This is a genomic window from Methanoculleus sediminis (genome assembly GCF_001017125.1).
GTDB lineage: Archaea > Halobacteriota > Methanomicrobia > Methanomicrobiales > Methanoculleaceae > Methanoculleus > Methanoculleus sediminis.
In genome coordinates this window covers 42,044-59,416 of record NZ_JXOJ01000006.1, presented here as the reverse complement: position 1 = coordinate 59,416, position 17,373 = coordinate 42,044, and the positions used below count along the sequence as shown (strand labels likewise).

Sequence of the window (17,373 nt, the reverse complement as noted above, 5' to 3'; positions counted from 1 at the left end):
GGCGCCATTCCGGGCTCCGTTAACCTATTCTATTTAAATTTTGATATCGGCAAACGGCTATGAGGTAAGAAGACAAACATATCTGCACGTACCAATGAAGAAGATCGTCATCAAGGGGGCGCGGGAGCACAACCTCAACAATATCACCGTCGAACTCCCGCGCGACCGGCTTATCGTCCTCACCGGCGTATCCGGATCGGGAAAATCCACGCTTGCCTTCGATACCATCTATGCCGAAGGGCAGCGGCGCTACGTGGAGTCGCTCTCCGCCTACGCGCGGCAGTTCCTCGGTCTGATGCAGAAGCCCGACGTCGACAGCATCGACGGGCTCTCGCCCGCCATCTCCATCGAGCAGAAGACGACGTCGAAAAATCCCCGGAGCACCGTCGGCACCGTCACCGAGATCTACGACTACCTGCGGCTCCTCTTCGCCCGGGTAGGGACGCCGTTCTGTCCGGAGCACCAGATCCCCATCGAGGCCCAGTCGCCGGAGAAGATCGCCGACCACATCGCCTCCACGATGGCCGGGACGGTCACCATCCTCGCCCCGGTCGTGCGGCAGAAGAAGGGAACCTACCAGCAGGTCTTCAAGGACCTCGACCGGGAAGGTTACGCCCGGGTCCGGGTCAACGGCGAGATCCACCGGACCGACGAGGAGATCACCCTCGAGCGCTACCGCAAGCACGACATCGACGTGGTCGTCGACCGGCTCTCCGTCGACGAGCGCTCGAGGCTCGTCGAAGCGATCGAGAACGCCCTTGCAAAGTCCGAAGGGCTCGTCATCGCCGTCGACGAGGGCGGCCGGGAAGAGACCTGCTCGGCGCTCATGGCCTGCCCGGTCTGCGGGATTGCGTTCGAGGAACTCCAGCCCCGGATGTTCTCCTTCAACAGCCCGTTCGGCGCGTGCGAGGAGTGCAACGGGCTCGGAATCAAGATGGAGTTCGACCCGGACCTGATCATCCCGGACAAGAGCAAATCCATCGCCGACGGCGCCGTCATGCTCTACCGGAACTTCCTCGACGGTTACCGGAGCCAGTACCTCGGCGCCGTCGCGAAACACTTCGGGTTCTCGGTCTTAACCCCGATCAAGGACCTCACCGAGCGGCAGTACAATGCCCTGATGTTCGGCTCGCCGGAGCAACTCCGCCTCTCGATGCGGACGAGGAACGGGGACTCGTGGTCGCACTCCGGGACGTGGGAAGGGCTCGCCCCGCAGGCCGAGCGGCTCTACCACCAGACCCAGTCGGAGTACCGTCGCCGCGAACTCGAGAAGTTCATGCGGGTCCTCCCCTGCCCGAAGTGCGGGGGCAGGAGGCTCAAAGACAAGGTGCTTGCCGTGAAGGTCGCCGGGAAGTCCATCGTCGAGGCCACCGACCTTTCGGTTACGGGAGCGCTTTCGTTCTTCCGGACGCTGGACCTCACCGAGACCGAGCGTGAGATTGCAAAGCAGGTCTTAAAAGAGATCATCGCCCGGCTCGAGTTCCTCAACCAGGTCGGCGTCGGCTACCTGACCCTCTCGCGAAGCGCCGGGAGCCTTTCGGGCGGGGAAGCGCAGAGGATACGCCTCGCGACGCAGATCGGGTCGAATCTCACGGGGGTTCTCTACGTTCTCGACGAACCTTCCATCGGGCTGCACCAGCGGGACAACCGGAAACTTCTCGAGACCCTGCAGCACCTCCGCGACCTCGGCAACACCCTCGTCGTGGTGGAGCACGACGAGGAGACGATCCGGAGCGCCGACTGGGTCGTGGACATGGGACCCGGGGCCGGGCTCCACGGCGGCGAGATCGTCGCGGAAGGTCCTCCCGATGCCATCGCGGCAGCCCCTGCCTCGCTCACGGGCCGTTACCTCTCCGGCGGTCTCAGGATAGATGTCCCCACGACCCGCCGGAGGAGCGACCGGTTCATCAGGCTTTCGGGCTGCCGGGAGAACAACCTCAAGGGCATCGACACGAATATCCCCATCGGCGTCCTGACGGTCATCACCGGGGTCTCGGGGTCGGGGAAGTCCACGCTCATCTATGAGACGCTTTACCGGGCGCTGATGCAGAAACTCCACAATTCACGGGAGCCCCCGGGGAAGCACGACAACCTTGTCTTCGACGACGAGATCGACAAGGTGATCGTCATCGACCAGAGCCCCATCGGGCGGACGCCGCGCTCGAACCCGGCGACCTACACCAAGGTATTCGACGAGATCCGAAAGGTCTTTGCCGAGACGAAGGAGGCGAAGGTTCGGGGTTACAAGCCCGGCCGATTCTCGTTCAACGTCAAAGGCGGGCGGTGCGAGGCCTGCCAGGGTGACGGTCTCATCAAGATCGAGATGAACTTCCTCCCCGACGTCTACGTCGAGTGCGAGGAGTGCAAAGGGGCGCGCTACAACCGCGAGACCCTCGAGGTGAAGTACCGGGGCAAGTCCATCGCCGAGGTTCTCGACATGAGCGTCGAGGAGGCGATCGGCCTCTTCGAGAACGTCCCCTCGATCAGGAACAGGCTCGACACCCTCTCGAGGGTCGGGCTCGGCTACATCAAACTCGGCCAGAGTTCCACCACCCTCTCGGGCGGCGAGGCGCAGCGGATCAAGCTGACCCGCGAGCTCGCGAAGCGGGCCACGGGGAAGACGATCTACCTCCTCGACGAGCCGACGACCGGCCTGCACTTCCACGACGTGAAGAACCTGATCGCCGTCCTCGACGATCTGGTGGCCCGGGGGAACACGATGGTGGTGATCGAGCACAACCTGGACGTGATCAAGTCCGCCGACTACGTCATCGACCTCGGGCCCGAGGGCGGGGACGCCGGCGGCGAGGTCGTCGCGACGGGAACCCCCGAGGAGGTCGCTCTGGTCGAAGGGAGCCACACGGGCGCGTTCTTAAAGGAGATCCTGGTAAAGCATGAGACGTGATCTCCTCGCAAACCGCGGCCTGCTACCTCGCGCGAAATCACATCACTACAGCAGTTTACTTACGCGAAGCTGCAAGATATTGGCCTTGTTGAAAACTCCAGAATTGACTCACGTGAAGTGCGAGCGCAAGCGGAGTTTGAGCACCGTTAGGTGCGAGCCGCGAAGCCGCGAAGCTGGGAACAGTGTTAACAGTACCCTTCGCGTCTTCGCGTCTTCGCGTGCGATCCACCACCCTGTCTCACGCGCATGATCGACCCCACAACCCTTCCGACCGAACCCGGATGCTACCTCTTCTCCGACAGTGAGGGGACCATCATCTATGTCGGGAAGGCGAAGAACCTCCGACGCCGGGTATCGAGTTACTTCTCCCGGCACGACCTCGATCCGAAGACCAGCAGGCTCGTCGCCGCGATCGCCGGCCTCGACTTCATCGTCACCGATACCGAGGTCGAGGCCTTCATCCTCGAGAACACCCTGATCAAGAAGCACCAGCCGAAGTACAACATCGACCTCAAGGACTCGAAACGGTACGCCTACATCCACGTCACCGACGAGCCCTATCCCCGGATCCACACCGCCCGCCAGCCCGACGGGAACGGCCGTTACTACGGCCCGTTCGTCTCCGGCCGGGAGCGCGAAGACCTTCTCCGGCTCCTGAAATCCCTCTTTGGGCTCCGAACATGCCGGCGCCTCCCCCGCCGCCCGTGTCTCCGGGCGCACATCGGTTCGTGCAGCGCGCCCTGTACGGGGAGAATAACCGAGGACGACTACCGGGAGCGGGTCAGAAGGGCGGAGGCCGTCCTGAAAGGGGATATCGCCGGGCTCATCCGGACGCTCCGCGAGGAGATGGCGGCATCGGCAGAGCGCCAGGAGTTCGAGCGGGCGATGGAACTCCGCGACCAGATCGCGGCCCTCGAGGGGCTGCGCGAACGCCAGCACGTCGACCGGCAGAAGACCTACAACGAGGATATCGTCAACTATATCGTGAGCGAAGGAACCGTCTTTCTGATGCTCTTCAACGTCGACCGGGGAACGCTTGCCGGGAAGCGCGAGTACACCTTCGACGAGACGGAGGGGTTCCTGGAGGAGTTCCTCGTCCGCTACTACGCGGACCACGAACCGCCGCAGGAGGTGATCCTGCCCGTGCCCATCGACGATGCCGTCGCCGGCTACCTCTCCCACCTCCGGGGCGGCAAGGTCAGGGTGGTCGTGCCGCAGCGGGGCGAGAAGAAGAACCTGCTCGACCTTGTCCGGAAAAACGTCGAGATCGGGTTCTTCGGCGACCGGATCAAACTGGACGAACTCAAACGCCGGCTGCACCTCCCCGACCTCCCGGTCGCGATCGAGTGCTTCGACATCTCCCATCTCTCCGGAACGGCGATGGTGGGCTCGATGGTCAGGTTCCTCTGGGGGAAGCCTGATCGGCGGAACTACCGGCGCTTCCGGATCCGGACGGTCGAGGGAATCGACGACTTCGCGGCCATCGCCGAGGTGGTCCGCCGGCGCTACTCGCGCCTCCAGAAGGAGGGCGGCGAGTTCCCCGACCTGATCCTCATCGACGGTGGGAAAGGGCAGCTTGCGGCGGCCGTGGCGGTGCTTCGGGAACTCGGGATCAAGGTCCCGATCGCGGCGATCGCGAAGCGCGAGGAGGAAGTCTTCGTGCCGGGCTTCTCCCACCCCCTGCCGCTTGAGCGGCACGAGAAGGCGTCGCTCTTCCTCCAGGAGATCCGCGACGAGGCGCACCGGTTCGCGATCACGTATCACAGAACGCTCAGGAAGAAGACGGTGGCACCATGACGGAATTTCACCTTAAAGCGGATTTCAAGCCAACTGGCTCGCAGCCCGACGCGATCCGGAAACTCACCGGCGGCCTTTCCCGCGGCGAGCGGTACCAGACCCTCCTCGGGGTCACGGGATCGGGGAAGACGTTCACGATAGCAAACGTCGTCGAGGAGGTCCGGAAACCCACCCTCGTCATCGCGCACAACAAGACGCTTGCCGCCCAGCTCTACAACGAGTTCAGGTCGTTCTTCCCCGATAACCGGGTGGAGTACTTCGTCTCCTACTATGACTACTACCAGCCCGAGTCCTACATCGCGAAACGCGACCTCTACATCGAGAAAGACGCCCAGATCAACCCCAAGATCGAGCAGATGCGGCTTGCGGCCACAGCATCGCTTCTCTCCCGCCCGGACACCATCATCGTCGCCTCGGTCTCCTGCATCTACGGTCTCGGGAACCCCGCGAACTTCCAGGGGATGGGCTTTGAGGTGAAGGTCCGCGACAGGATGCGGCGGGATGATATCATCAGGAGACTCGTCGACATCCAGTTCGAACGAAACGACATCGAACTCATGCCGGGCCGGTTCCGCGTGAAGGGCGACACCATCGATATCGTCCCCGGCTACTTCAACAACATCATCCGTATCGAACTCTTCGGGGACGAGATCGACCGGATCAGCGAGATCGACAAGACCTCGGGAGAGCGGCTGGAGGCGATGGACTACTTCTTCGTCTACCCGGCCAGGCACTTCGTCGCCCCCGAGGAGGAGAAGGAGCGGGCGATAGCCTCGATCGAGCAGGAACTCGAGGAGTGGCTCCCGAACCTCGATATGCTCGAGGCGCATCGCCTCCGCCAGCGGACACTCTACGACATCGATATGCTCCGCGAGACCGGGACCTGCAAGGGGATCGAGAACTACTCCCGCCACTTCGACGGGCGGAAGGCCGGGGAGCAGCCTTACTGCCTGCTTGACTACTTCCCCGAGGACTTCCTGATGGTGATCGACGAGAGCCACCAGACCCTGCCCCAGGTCAGGGGGATGTACAACGGCGACTACTCGCGGAAGAAATCCCTCGTGGACTACGGCTTCAGGCTCCCGTCGGCGTTCGACAACCGGCCGCTGAAGTTCGACGAGTTCTCGGGCTACATGCGAAACGTCATCTTCGTCTCGGCGACCCCGGGAGACTACGAACTGAAACGGTCGAGCGTCGCGGAGCAGATCATCCGGCCGACGGGGCTTGTGGATCCGGCGGTCGAGATCCGGCCGATCGAGGGGCAGATCCCCGACGTGATGGCGGAGATCCGGGCCACCATCGAACGCGGCGATCGCATACTGCTGACGACGCTCACGAAGCGGCTCGCCGAGGAACTCTCGGAGTATCTCGCCGAGCAGGGAATCAAGACCCGCTACCTCCACTCGGAGATCGAGACCATCGAGCGGACCGAGATCATCCGGCAGCTCCGTCTCGGGAAGTACGACATCCTTGTCGGGATCAACCTCCTGCGGGAGGGGCTCGACATCCCCGAGGTAGGACTGGTCGGCATCCTCGACGCCGACAAGGAAGGGTTCCTCCGCGACGCGAGAAGCCTGGTCCAGACCATCGGGCGGGCCGCACGGAACGTCAACGCGAAGGTCGTGCTCTACGCCGACACCATGACCGACTCGATCAAGAAAGCGATGGCCGAGACCGGGCGGCGGCGGGCGATGCAGCTCGAGTACAACGCCCGGCACGGCATCACGCCGCAGACGATCGTAAAACCGATCCGCGAGAAAGAGGTCGATATCACCGATATCAAACACGTCCCGAAGTCCGAAGTCCCGAACCTGATCATCGAGCTCGAGGCCGATATGCGGGAGGCGGCGGAGCGCCTGGAGTTCGAGCGGGCGATAGCGCTGCGGGATATGATCAAGAAACTGCAGGAAGGGAAAGGACGGTAGGAAGGCCGGCGGTGATGGGGCAGGGCTCTAGATTGTCGCAAGTGTATGGGCCTGGGAGGGACCGGGACGGCAAAGGTGGCAACCTCCGTTGTTTTGGCAGTAAATCTGTTGAGGTGATGGAAAGCCCGGTGCAGTGGACCGTGGGAGTATCGCCATTGGGGGAGGGGCTGACGGGGAGGGGGGAGCATCCCCCCTCCCCTGTCTCCAACTTATAAGGCTACACCTGCAACCCCCACCCCGCCCGGCCTCCTCCCCCGCCCCGAGGGGCGGGGGCAGTGCGTGGCGATAGCCGGTGGAAAGCCGTGCACGGGTGTAGCCACCTCTCCGGGCACCTTTTCGCACCTAACGGTGCTCCTGCTCCGTTCTTGCGAAGCGTCGCCACTCGAAAACGCTTCGCGTTTTCTCAAGCTCCGGCCCTTCGCTGCTTATACCTCGGCCGTCGCCTCGACCGGGCGCGCCTGCCCCTCCTCCGGCAGGATGATCCAGAGCAGGATATAAATGATTACCCCCGGGAAGACCGTCGTGAGCACGCTGAGGACGACCCAGATCACCCGGATGACGTTCGGATCGATCTCAAGGTACTCTCCAATACCGCCGCATATCCCGGCAATCCACCGATCGGACGTTGAACGAGTTAACCTCTTCATGGTAAATCCTGGAGAACCTCTTTGCCGTATGCCTAATAGGTGTTTCCCCCCGAGGGTGGGAGAGGAGTGCCGTCATCCCCCGGCTCGACCGGACGCGGATCGGGCGGCACCGCGTTTCCTGCGCCCTGACCGGGTGCGGGCCTTCGCGGCGGGGGCTCCTGCCGGAGCACAGGCATCGCAGCCGTTGCAGGGCTCCTCGATTCGCTCCCCGAAGTATTCGAGGAGCATCTTTCTCCGGCACCCTGTAACGGTGCAGTAGTCGACCATGTTCTGGAGTTTCGAGCGCGCGACCTCGCGCTGGAATTCGGATGCAAGATCGCGGTCGATGAACGATCTGAGGCGCCGTGCATCGTCGTCACTGTAGAAGAGGATGCAGTCGCTCTCCTTCCCGTCCCGTCCGGCCCGGCCGCTCTCCTGGTAGTAGGCCTCGAGTGTCTTGGGCATATCGTAGTGGACGACGAACCGGACATCCGGCTTATCAATCCCCATGCCGAACGCGCTCGTCGCGCAGACGACCGGAACCTTCCCGCCGATGAAGCGATCCTGCGTCTCCCCCCGGGCGGTCGCCGTCATGCCCGCATGGTAGGGGAGTGCCGGGATGCCGCCGGCGCGGAGCCGTGCCGCGAGCGTCTCGGCCCCCTCCCTCGTTGCGACGTAGACGATCCCGGCATCCCCTCTCCTGCCCCGGAGGTAGGCGCGGAGCCGCTCGTAGGCGTCTTCCTCCTTCCTGACGACGGCGTAGCGGAGGTTATCCCGGTTGAAACTCCCGACGTAGACCGAAGGCTCCGAGAGATTGAGCTGCCGCGCGATGTCGTCACGGACGTCCGGGGTCGCGGTCGCCGTCAGGGCAACCATCGGCACCCCGGGGAACCTGTCCTTGAGCACCGCCAGCGACCGGTACTCCGGGCGGAACTGGTGCCCCCACATCGATATGCAGTGCGCCTCGTCGACCGCGATCAGGCTGACCGGAAGGGACGCCATAAGGCCGAGGAAGTCGTCGCCGACCGCCTTCTCCGGCGAGACGTAGAGGATCTGGATGAGGCCTTCGTTGAGATCCGAGAGGATTCGCCGCGTCGTGGCGTAGGAGCAGGAGGAGTTCAGCGCTTCCGCGCCGATCCCGCGGGCCTGCAGGTCGTCGACCTGGTCCTTCATCAGGGCGATGAGAGGCGATATCACCAGCGTGACACCGTCGCCGACGAGCGCGGGGACCTGGTAGCAGAGCGACTTCCCCCCTCCGGTCGCGAGCACCGCAAGGACGTCGCGCCCGGCGAGAAGGTCCCCTATGATCTCCCGCTGGTAGGGATTGAACGCAGAATGGCCGAAGTAACGCTGGAGGATCAGGTGCAGACGATCCATCACTAATATAAGTGGGGGCTCTACCGGCATAGTATCTTCGGCCGGAAATTCCGGCGGATATGGCCCGATTGAGCGGGTTCCTCACCCCGAAACCTCGTCCCAGAACCCGGTGATGGCCGCGAAGATCCTCCCCCGGAGTTCGGTGAGCCGTGCCTCCCCGGCCTCGCGGTCCTCGGTCTCGTAGAGGCCGCGGTTGATCTCGACCTGGACCCAGGGGATCCGCCGCCGCCGGTAGTGCGCCACCGAGATGAACCCGCCCCGGAAGGGATCGTTCATTGCAACCTGCCCCTCCCCCTCAAACTCCGCCTGAAACGACCGCGCGAGCGCCTGGAGCCACCCCGGCGGGCAGGTCACGAGACCGCCCGCCCGTGTCGGTCTGCCGTTCCGGTCACCCCGGTTGCTCAGGCAGAAGAGCGGGCGGGGGCGTCCGGCGTCCATCCGGACCGGCGGGGACTTGGGCAGCATGCTGTGGCAGTCGAAGGCGATCTCGATCGGCCGGGTGTCGAGCGCCCCGGCCAGCCGTTTATGGAAGGGGTGATAATAGTTCTGCAGGAGAGTTCCTATCAGTTCTCTGCCGGGTGTCTGCCCCTTCCGGAACACCGGGGTTCCGTCCTGCGTGACGGCCTTGACCACGCCGTCCTGCGTCCGCGGCGGGTAGTCGTAAGGCGCCCGGTTGGTGTCGACGAAGACCCTCGAGACGTCGAAGTCGACCATCGCCTCCACCGCATCGTCGAACCCGTAGAGGCGGCGGGTATAGGGGTCGCTATTGAAGACAATCTCCTTATGCGTGAGGTTGACGAGACCGCGGAGTTCGGGCGGAACGGCGGTGCCGCCGTGGGGGATCGAGACGAGGAACGGATACCTGCCGTTCACGCTCTTTCCCTCCTACAGGGACATTTCCGGGAACCGACGCTCATGCTGCTTCTAACCGCAGTCGTATGGGGTCACCCGCTACAAAAGTGCAGTGGTCGAGGTACCCGGCGGGCATGAATATAAAGGCGGAACCCCTCCATACCCTGGGGGAACCGTCCTCAAGCGGTGAGTGATGTGGAAAGAGAACAGTGGTCGTCAACGCTGGGCTTCATCCTTGCAAGCATCGGATCAGCCGTGGGTATCGGGAACATCTGGCGGTTCCCCTACATCGTGGGCGCGAACGGGGGCGGCGCGTTTCTGATCCCGTTCCTGATCGCCGTCCTCCTCTTCGGCCTCCCGCTGATGGTGCTGGAACTCGCCATCGGCCGCTCGACGGGGACGTCGGTCGTCTCCGCCTTCCGCTCGATACGGCAGCGGTTCGCCGCCGCCGGTCTCGTCATCGTCGCCGTCGTCAGCCTGATCCTCGGCTACTATCTCGTGATCACGAGCTGGGTTCTCGCATACGCGCTCTTCTTCGCCTTCAACCGGCCGATGGATTTCGATGCGTTTACGGGCTCTTATCTCCCGCTCGTCTTCTTCCTCCTCTCGGGACTCGCGGTCTATGTGACGGTGCGGTCCGGGGTCCGGGGAGGGATCGAGCGGGCCTCCCGGTACCTCATCCCGTTTCTCCTCGTGATCCTCACCTTCCTCGTGATCTTCTCGCTCACGGAGCCCGGAGCGGCCGAGGGAATCGGGTTCTACCTCTCCCCTGATTTCTCGAGGCTGACCGACCCCGCCGTCTGGATCGCGGCCTTCGGGCAGGCTTTCTTCTCGCTCTCCGTGGGTATGGGCATCCTGCTCACCTTCGGAAGTTACCTGGGGAGAGAGGCTCTCTTCCGGAACGCCGCGATCATCGCCGTCGCCGATATGCTGATCGCAGTCCTTGCCGGTCTCGTGATCTTCCCCCTGGTCTTCACCGCGGGCCTCGACCCCGCGGCCGGGGTGAACCTCGCGTTCATCACCCTGCCCACGGCCTTCACGGAGATCCAGTACGGCACGGTGCTCGGAGCGCTCTTCTTCCTGATGCTCTTTGCAGCGGCGCTCACTTCGGCGGTCTCCATGCTCGAAGTTCCGACGGCGGCGCTGATGGACTCCTACGGCTACCCCCGGAAGCGTGCCACGCTCCTCGTCTTCGCCGCGGTCATGGTTCTCGGGCTTCCGTCCGCTCTCAGTTACACTGCCCTGAACCTCGAAGCCTTCGGAATGCCCTTCCTCGACTTCGCCGACTACGCATTCGGGACAATCGGCCTCATCGTCGCCGGGCTGCTCGTGAGCGTCGTCGGCGGGTGGTTCATGATCCGCACCCGGATCTGTGCGGAGATCGGCGGCTGCGGGTGGCAGCAGAAGGTCTATATGGCGCTCATCCGCTACGGCGTTCCGGCCGTTCTCCTGATCACGCTCGTCGGCAGTTTTTTCCGGGGCACGGGGTGAGCGGGGCCGGGCTACGCCCCCGGCACCTCCTCCGCATGCCTCTCCTGTGCCCGGAGAGCGTCGAGGACGTCCTGCATGTCGGGCACCGTCGTCGCCGGGTATTCCGCGACGAATATGATGCGCCCGACCTCGTCGACGACGATGTTCGCCCGCCGGGAGTAGCCCTTTGTGCGGTCGAAGACGCCGTATATCTGCGCCACGGCACCGTGCGGCCAGAAATCCGCAAGGAGCCGGGTTTTACCGATCCCGAGGCTCTCTGCCCACGCATGTTTGCACGGGACGGAATCCACGCTGATGCCGAGGGCAACGGCACCGAGGGCATCGAACGCCTCCCTGTTCGCCTCGAGCGCCTTCATCTGCCCGGCACAGATGCGGGTCCATGCCAGCGGGTGGAACGAGAGGACTACCCGCTTCCCCGGGAACGCCGATAACCGGACCGTGTTCCCGTTATGGTCCGGTATCGAGAAATCCCTGGCCTGATCGCCGACCTCGACCATCATGTATCACCTGACGGGACTCTCTCCCGGCGACGATAAATATTTTCTCACGGACGCTCCTCTCCCGCCCGGAGTTCGTGCCTCTTCCCGGGAGCCCCGCAGGTTTAAGGCTCCTGCCGGCAAGAACACTGCAATGCCACCTGCCACCGATATCGCGATCATCGTCCTCCTGATACTCGCAAACGGCTTCTTTTCGATGGCGGAGTTCGCGCTCGTCTCTGCGAGAACGGCACGCCTGCAGAAGAGAGCAGCGGGCGGCGACGCCGGGGCGGCGGCCGCCCTCGAACTTGCACGGGATCCGACACTCTTTCTCTCCACGATCCAGATCGGCATCACCCTCGTCGGGATCCTGGCCGGAGCCTTCGGCGGGGCGACGCTTGCGGGGCCTCTTGCGGAAGTGTTTGCCGGATCTCCCCTGATCGCGCCTTACAGCGGCCCGCTCGCGGTCGTAACCGTCGTCGCCGCCATCACTTACCTGACGCTCGTCGTCGGGGAACTGGTGCCGAAGCGGGTGGCCATGAACAACGCCGACCGGATTGCATCGCTGGTCTCGCGCCCGATACGGCTCCTCTCTCTGGTCGCCGCACCCCTCGTCCGGCTGCTGGGCGCCTCGACCGAGGGGGTTCTCATGCTGCTTCGGGTTCGGGAACCTTCGGGGCCCGAGGTTACGGAGGAGGACGTCAGGGTTCTCATCGGGCAGGCCACCCGGGCCGGCGTCTTCGAGGAGGCGGAACAGGATATGGTGGAGAGCGTCTTCCGCCTCGCCGACCGGCGGGTCAGCGTGCTGATGACCCCGCGGCCCGACATCGTGGCCGTGGACGTCGAGGATCCCGTCGAAGAGAACTGGCAGCAGATGGTGGATTCCGGGCATGTCTATTTCCCGGTCTACCGCGACCATCTCGACAACCTGCTCGGCACCGTCTCGGTCCGCAGCCTCTGGGCGCGGATGATCGCGGGCGAACCTCCCGACCTCCAGGCGGCAATCGAGCCTGCCTTCTTCGTGCCCGAGAGCGTCCCGGCACTCTCGGTCCTCGACGAGTTCAAGACCTCCGGGGCGCGGATCGCCCTCGTCACCGACGAGTACGGGAGTATCCAGGGTCTGGTCACCATCCACGATATCATGGAGTCGATCGTCGGCGGCATCCCGTCGCCCGAGCACCCGCCCGAGGGTCCGGCGGTCCTTCGTCCGGACGGATCGTGGCTCCTCGACGGGATGCTCCCGGTCGACGAGTTCCACGACCTCCTCGACGCGGGCACCCTGCCCGGAGAGGGGCGCGGCTACTACCAGACGCTCGGCGGGTTCGTGATGATGTACCTCGAACGGACTCCGGAGGCCGGCGACCGGTTCGTCTGGAACGGACTCCGGTTCGAGGTGCTCGATATGGACGGCCACCGGGTCGACAAGGTGCTCGTCACCCCGGTGGGGGGCGGGGAAGAGGAGAAAGGGTGACTATTGGCCTCGCTGACTTTTCTCTCTGGGGAGAGTCATCGATTGCGTCGCGGGCATGGGTCGGGGGGACTGCACGACTCGAAGCCTGATGGCTTCTCGTGCTCCGGTTCTTCGCACCTTTGGCCAGTCGTACTCACATATCATTCCTGGGACATCGCTTACCCCGATGCACGGATTTCATGGAGATATCGCCACGCACTGCCCCCGCCCCCTTGGGGGCGGGGGAGGAGGCCGGAGGCCGGGCGGGGTGGGGGTAGTAGGTGTCAGATAATGATCTGGAGACAGGGGAGGGGGGATGCTCCCCCCTCCCCGTCAGCCCCTCCCCTATGGCGATACTCCCACAGAAGCCGTGCCAGTGTGACCGCAGAAAAGTAGTTTATGGGTTCTTTGCAACCGTGATCGAGACCGATCTGCATGGTCGAGCTTGTTCCAGGAATGACACTCCAGAGGGAACTCCAAAAAAAAGTTGAGTAATCCTACACAATCTCGACGAGGCTGATATGGAACGTAAGATCCTCGCCCGCGAGGCGGTGGTTCGCATCGATGGTGACGGCATCGGCCGATACCGCGACGACCCTTGCGGGCAGCACCTGTCCGTTCTGCAGGGGTATCCCCACCTGATCGCCGACCGTCAGGTTCTCTTTGCCGGCAATTTCGGCAGGGTCGAGGATAATGACGAGATCCTCGCGGTACGGCCCGTATGCCCGGTCGGCCGGGATGCGAAGGGTTTTTTCCTCCCCTACCCGCATCCCGACGACACCTTCGTCGAACCCCGTGATCACCTCGCCCTTGCCGACGGTAAACCGGAGCGGTTCGCGCCCGGCGGAACTGTCGAAGACCGTCCCGTTCTCGAGGGTGCCGGTGTAGTGGACCAGCACCGTATCCCCGGACTTCACCCGCACCTCTTCGCCCGCGATGCAGCCCGAGCAGACGGTCAGGACGCACGCGATCAGCAGCAGGATGCCGTATGCCTGCCTCCCCTTCATTCCTCTTCGCCTCCGCCCCCGTTCTCGAGCGCCTCTTTGAAGCACTCCACCGCGTCGGCAAATCTGCCCTGCTTATCGAGCGCTCTCCCTTTCAGGTACCATGCCCGGGCATGGCGGGAGTCAGCCTCCAGGACCTTCTCAAAGCAGGCGGCTGCCCGGTCGGGTTTGCCCAGGTGGCCGAGAGCGAGCCCCTTCGCGAGCCAGGCGTGAGCGTCTCCCCCGCCCAGCTCGATGGCCTTGTCGAACGCTTTGACGGCCTCTTCGTGCCGTCCCAGCGCATCCTTGAGCCTCCCGGCCGCGTTCCAGACGGCCGCGTTCTTCGGGTCGATCGAGAGCGCTTTCTCGTAGCTTGCGAGGGCGTCGTCGTACCTGCCCGCCTTCTCGAGCACCGTCCCCCGCATGAAGAGCGTGGCGGGGTTCTCATCCTGGAGAACGATGATCTTGTCGATCGACTTGACCGCTTCCCCGTATCGCCCGAGGTGGATGAGGGCCGACGAGCGGGCATGGAGGGTCTCGATGCTGGTCGGTTCCCGGTCGAGCACCTGCGTATAGGCGGCGAGGGCATCCTCGTACCTGCCGGCCTTCTCGTGGGCCTCGCCGAGTCTTCGCAGGGTGAGAACGTCGGCCGGATCGGCCGCGATCACCTTCTCGAAACACTCCACCGCGTCGGCGTAGCGGCCGAGCCACATGAAGATCTCTCCGCGCCGCTGCCAGGCAGCCCAGTTCTCCGGGCTCGCCTCGACGATGCTGTCGGAACACTCGAGCGCCTCTTCGTAGCGGCCCATGTGCACGAGAGCGCTCTCGAGGGTGTACCACGCTTCGGTGTCGCGTTCGTCGCCCTCGAGCACCAGCGCATACTGCTTGATCGCGTCGCCGAACTTCCCGTCCCGCTCGAGCGCCATGCCGAACGCCATCCTGGCGTCGCGGTCGTCGGGAGAACTCTTCAGGTACTGCTCGTACGCTTCCGCCGCCTCTTCGTGCTTGCCGACGGCTTCGAGCATATCCGCCCGGATTCGTGCAACCGCGGCGTTCGAGGCGTCGGCGGCGAGCACCCGGTCGCAGCACTCGATGGCCTTCTGGTGTCTGCCGAGCCGTGCGAAGGTGACGGCGAGCGCAAAGCAGGCGCCGGTATCCTCCGGCCGGCCTTCGGCCACTCTTGCATAGCACTCGGCCGCATCCGCGTACTGCCCCATCCTCTCCAGCGCCCGGCCCCGGTTGAACCACGCAAAGAAGTTGTCCGGGTCGGCACGCGTGGCTTCCTCGAATCGTCCGGCGGCCTCCTCGTACCGCCCGAGCATGGCGAGAACAAACCCGAGATTCACCGGGTATCCGGCCTTCGGATCGGCTGCAAGGAGGGTTTCGTAACACGCGACGGCTGCATCGTAGCGGCCGAGAGCTTCGAGGATCCACGCCTTCCGAAGAAGCGTCCCGGTGTCTCCGGGACCGGCCTGCGTCAACCGGCCGATGGATTCGAGCGCCTCTTCGTACCGTCCGAGACGCTCGAGCGCCGTGCTCCGGCCGAGCAGAGCGGCACGGTCGGCCGGGGCGGCCGAGAGTGCCCGGTCATAGCAGGCGAGCGCCTCCTCGTACCGTCCGAGGTGCACGAGCGCTTCTCCCCTGCCGCTCTCCGCCGCCGCATCGGCGGGATTGACGTTGAGGAGGGTTTCGAATACCTCTGCCGCCTCCGTATACCGCCCGAGATGCAGGAGGACCTCTCCCTTCCGGTACAGGAGATGGGGTTCGTCGCCGCCGGCTCCCTGCACCGGATCAAGGCAGGCCAGCGCATCGTCGTGCCTGCCGAGGTTCATGAGCGCGTCCGCTTTCATCGACCCGGCGACGGCGTTGTGCGGCTCTTTCTCAAGGACCGCATCCAGGCAGCGTGCGGCCTCCTCGTATCTGCCGAGATGGAGGAGCGCGGTGCCGCTCTGCTGCAGGGCGGAGACGTTTCCGGCGTCGGCCTCGAGGACCTGCTCGAACTCCTTCTGCGCCTCGGCATACCGCCCCAGGTGGAGCAGCGCGGCTCCCCGGCAGTTGTGGACGATCTCGTTCAACGCATCGAACTTCAGCGGCTTCTGTCTCCGGGGCGCTCCCCCTTCGTCACGCTCGAAGAGCGCAAGGTCGGTGCCGTCTCCGATCCATTTCATCCCGGTCGTCGCCCGGCTCTCGAGCACGCGGTCGAACGACCGGATCGCCTCGGCGTACTGGCCGAGACGGAAGAGCGCCATGCCGCGGGCGTACCATACCTGGACCTGACCCTGGTCGTGCTTCAGGATATGATCGAAACTCTTGACCGCCCGTTCGTAGCGGCCGAGGGCGTCGTAGACCATTCCCATGGCGTAGCGCACCGGGACGTGATCCGGGTCGGCGAGAGCGACCTTCTCGAAGCACTCCAGTGCTTCTTCGTGCTTTCCTGCACGGAGAAGCATCGAGCCGCGGTGGTACCAGGCGGTGATGTTCTCTGGCTCGACGGCAACGATCTCGCCGCAGCAGCCGGCAGCCTCCTCGAACCGGCCGAGGTGCTCGAGAGCCCGGACTTTTCCGTAAAGCGCGTCGATGTTCTGCGGATCCGTATCGAGCACCCGGTCGAAGACACCGACGGCTTTCGAGTAATCGCCCTGGTTGAGGTATGCGGCCCCGATTCGAGCGAGCAGATCGGTGCTGCCGGGATTCGTCCTGAGAATCTTCTCAAAGCATGCCGCCGCTTCCCGGTAGTCACCGATTCGCTCGAGCATTCTCCCGCATCTCTCCCGCAGAACGGTATTTTCCGGGTCTCCTGCCAGTGCCCGTGCATAGGCCGATGCCGCGTCGGCATACCGGCCGAGCCGTTCAAGCATCTCCCCGTGCCAGTAGGAGGCGTTCGTGTCCATGGGCTTTTCTTCGACGATCCGGGCGAAACACCCGGCCGCCTCCTCGTACTCACCGGAGCGAGCGAGGACATGCCCCAGCACCCGCAACGTCCCGGCATCGCCGGGAGCCGACTCGAGGGCCTTCTTCAGCCACTCCGCGGCTTCGCCGTCCTTGCCGAGACAGGCGAGCGCTCGACCCATATACAGCCGGGCAAAGCCGTTTTCAGGCTCTATCTTGAGCGCCTTCTCGAAACTCTTCACCGCCTCGCCGTAGTTTCCGGCCTCGAACTGAGAGGTTCCCTGCTGTATCGAGGGGTTTGCGTTCTTCCCCTGACCCAGAATATTACCGAAGAAATCCATCCGACATCATCTGCCGCTGCTCGTCTGATACGTGACTCTTCAACGCCGCATTCTCTGTGGGCGGCTGCCCGTAAAGAAGGCGGCCGGTGTTTTTCTAACATTGATGCGCCGGCCAGTATTTGAAAGGACCGATTTTGAATGAACGGACTGATTCACATTATGATGGGTGTTAGGGATTCATAAAGGAGTGCTGCCGCAAAAATCCGGCATCGTGCCGGAGCGCCGGATCCCCCTGCAGCCTGTGGGATGGCGGCCGGCACG

The 17,373-nt window shown here is 64.1% G+C and carries 11 protein-coding genes; 5 read left to right on the top strand and 6 right to left on the bottom strand.

Going from position 1 to position 17,373, the window contains the following annotated elements; genetic code table 11:
• Positions 1-94 precede the first annotated feature (94 nt).
• The 3 genes from uvrA (at position 95) to uvrB (ending at position 6,627) form a co-directional block, all read left to right on the top strand.
• Complete coding sequence (gene uvrA / locus SZ63_RS10430; protein WP_048185117.1) at positions 95-2,905, top strand: excinuclease ABC subunit UvrA; 2,811 nt, start codon at positions 95-97, stop codon at positions 2,903-2,905.
• Between the two features lie 246 nt (positions 2,906-3,151).
• Positions 3,152-4,702, top strand: a complete 1,551-nt coding sequence (gene uvrC, locus SZ63_RS10425) for an excinuclease ABC subunit UvrC (RefSeq protein ID WP_048185112.1) — start codon at positions 3,152-3,154, stop codon at positions 4,700-4,702.
• Entirely contained in the window at positions 4,699-6,627 is a 1,929-nt protein-coding gene (uvrB, locus tag SZ63_RS10420) for an excinuclease ABC subunit UvrB (protein ID WP_048185110.1), read from the top strand. The genes uvrC and uvrB overlap by 4 nt, the downstream gene beginning before the upstream one ends.
• A 425-nt stretch (positions 6,628-7,052) precedes the next feature.
• Here uvrB and SZ63_RS10415 read toward each other — a convergent pair whose 3' ends face one another.
• The 3 genes from SZ63_RS10415 to SZ63_RS10405 all read right to left on the bottom strand — a co-directional run bounded on the left by SZ63_RS10415 (position 7,053) and on the right by SZ63_RS10405 (position 9,503).
• Positions 7,053-7,274, bottom strand: coding sequence for a PspC domain-containing protein (locus SZ63_RS10415; RefSeq protein WP_048185108.1), 222 nt, complete (start codon positions 7,272-7,274; stop codon positions 7,053-7,055).
• A 72-nt stretch (positions 7,275-7,346) separates the two neighbouring features.
• The gene (locus tag SZ63_RS10410; RefSeq protein WP_048185106.1) at positions 7,347-8,630 is read right to left on the bottom strand and encodes a RecQ family ATP-dependent DNA helicase; all 1,284 of its coding nucleotides are present in this window, start codon (positions 8,628-8,630) and stop codon (positions 7,347-7,349) included.
• A gap of 81 nt (positions 8,631-8,711) precedes the next feature.
• Positions 8,712-9,503, bottom strand: coding sequence for an N-formylglutamate amidohydrolase (locus SZ63_RS10405; RefSeq protein ID WP_048185104.1), 792 nt, complete (start codon positions 9,501-9,503; stop codon positions 8,712-8,714).
• Between the two features lie 174 nt (positions 9,504-9,677).
• Between SZ63_RS10405 and SZ63_RS10400 the strand changes: the two genes are divergently transcribed.
• Positions 9,678-10,973 (top strand): sodium-dependent transporter, encoded by a 1,296-nt coding sequence (locus SZ63_RS10400; RefSeq protein WP_048185101.1) that lies wholly within the window; start codon positions 9,678-9,680, stop codon positions 10,971-10,973.
• A gap of 11 nt (positions 10,974-10,984) precedes the next feature.
• Here the strand turns inward: SZ63_RS10400 and SZ63_RS10395 are convergent, their stop codons facing one another.
• Positions 10,985-11,473, bottom strand: a complete 489-nt coding sequence (locus SZ63_RS10395; RefSeq protein WP_241481321.1) for a redoxin domain-containing protein — start codon at positions 11,471-11,473, stop codon at positions 10,985-10,987.
• A 130-nt stretch (positions 11,474-11,603) separates the two neighbouring features.
• Between SZ63_RS10395 and SZ63_RS10390 the strand changes: the two genes are divergently transcribed.
• Positions 11,604-12,920: a hemolysin family protein gene (locus SZ63_RS10390; protein WP_048185100.1), complete on the top strand. Its 1,317-nt coding sequence runs from the start codon at positions 11,604-11,606 to the stop codon at positions 12,918-12,920.
• A gap of 476 nt (positions 12,921-13,396) precedes the next feature.
• Here SZ63_RS10390 and SZ63_RS10385 read toward each other — a convergent pair whose 3' ends face one another.
• Both SZ63_RS10385 and SZ63_RS10380 read right to left on the bottom strand, forming a co-directional pair.
• Positions 13,397-13,906, bottom strand: a complete 510-nt coding sequence (locus SZ63_RS10385; protein WP_082122756.1) for an FKBP-type peptidyl-prolyl cis-trans isomerase — start codon at positions 13,904-13,906, stop codon at positions 13,397-13,399.
• Positions 13,903-17,112, bottom strand: coding sequence for a tetratricopeptide repeat protein (locus SZ63_RS10380; RefSeq protein WP_048185098.1), 3,210 nt, complete (start codon positions 17,110-17,112; stop codon positions 13,903-13,905). The genes SZ63_RS10385 and SZ63_RS10380 overlap by 4 nt, the downstream gene beginning before the upstream one ends.
• Positions 17,113-17,373 lie beyond the last annotated feature (261 nt).

Bases quoted from the DNA above. Each gene is read 5' to 3' on its own strand.
- SZ63_RS10395 (WP_241481321.1), bottom strand. From the start codon at position 11,473: ATGATGGTCGAGGTCGGCGATCAGGCCAGGGATTTCTCGATACCGGAC.
- SZ63_RS10385 (WP_082122756.1), bottom strand. From the start codon at position 13,906: ATGAAGGGGAGGCAGGCATACGGCATCCTGCTGCTGATCGCGTGCGTC.
- SZ63_RS10410 (WP_048185106.1), bottom strand. From the start codon at position 8,630: ATGGATCGTCTGCACCTGATCCTCCAGCGTTACTTCGGCCATTCTGCG.
- uvrA (WP_048185117.1), top strand. From the start codon at position 95: ATGAAGAAGATCGTCATCAAGGGGGCGCGGGAGCACAACCTCAACAAT.
- SZ63_RS10390 (WP_048185100.1), top strand. From the start codon at position 11,604: ATGCCACCTGCCACCGATATCGCGATCATCGTCCTCCTGATACTCGCA.
- SZ63_RS10415 (WP_048185108.1), bottom strand. From the start codon at position 7,274: ATGAAGAGGTTAACTCGTTCAACGTCCGATCGGTGGATTGCCGGGATA.
- uvrC (WP_048185112.1), top strand. From the start codon at position 3,152: ATGATCGACCCCACAACCCTTCCGACCGAACCCGGATGCTACCTCTTC.
- uvrB (WP_048185110.1), top strand. From the start codon at position 4,699: ATGACGGAATTTCACCTTAAAGCGGATTTCAAGCCAACTGGCTCGCAG.
- SZ63_RS10380 (WP_048185098.1), bottom strand. From the start codon at position 17,112: ATGGATTTCTTCGGTAATATTCTGGGTCAGGGGAAGAACGCAAACCCC.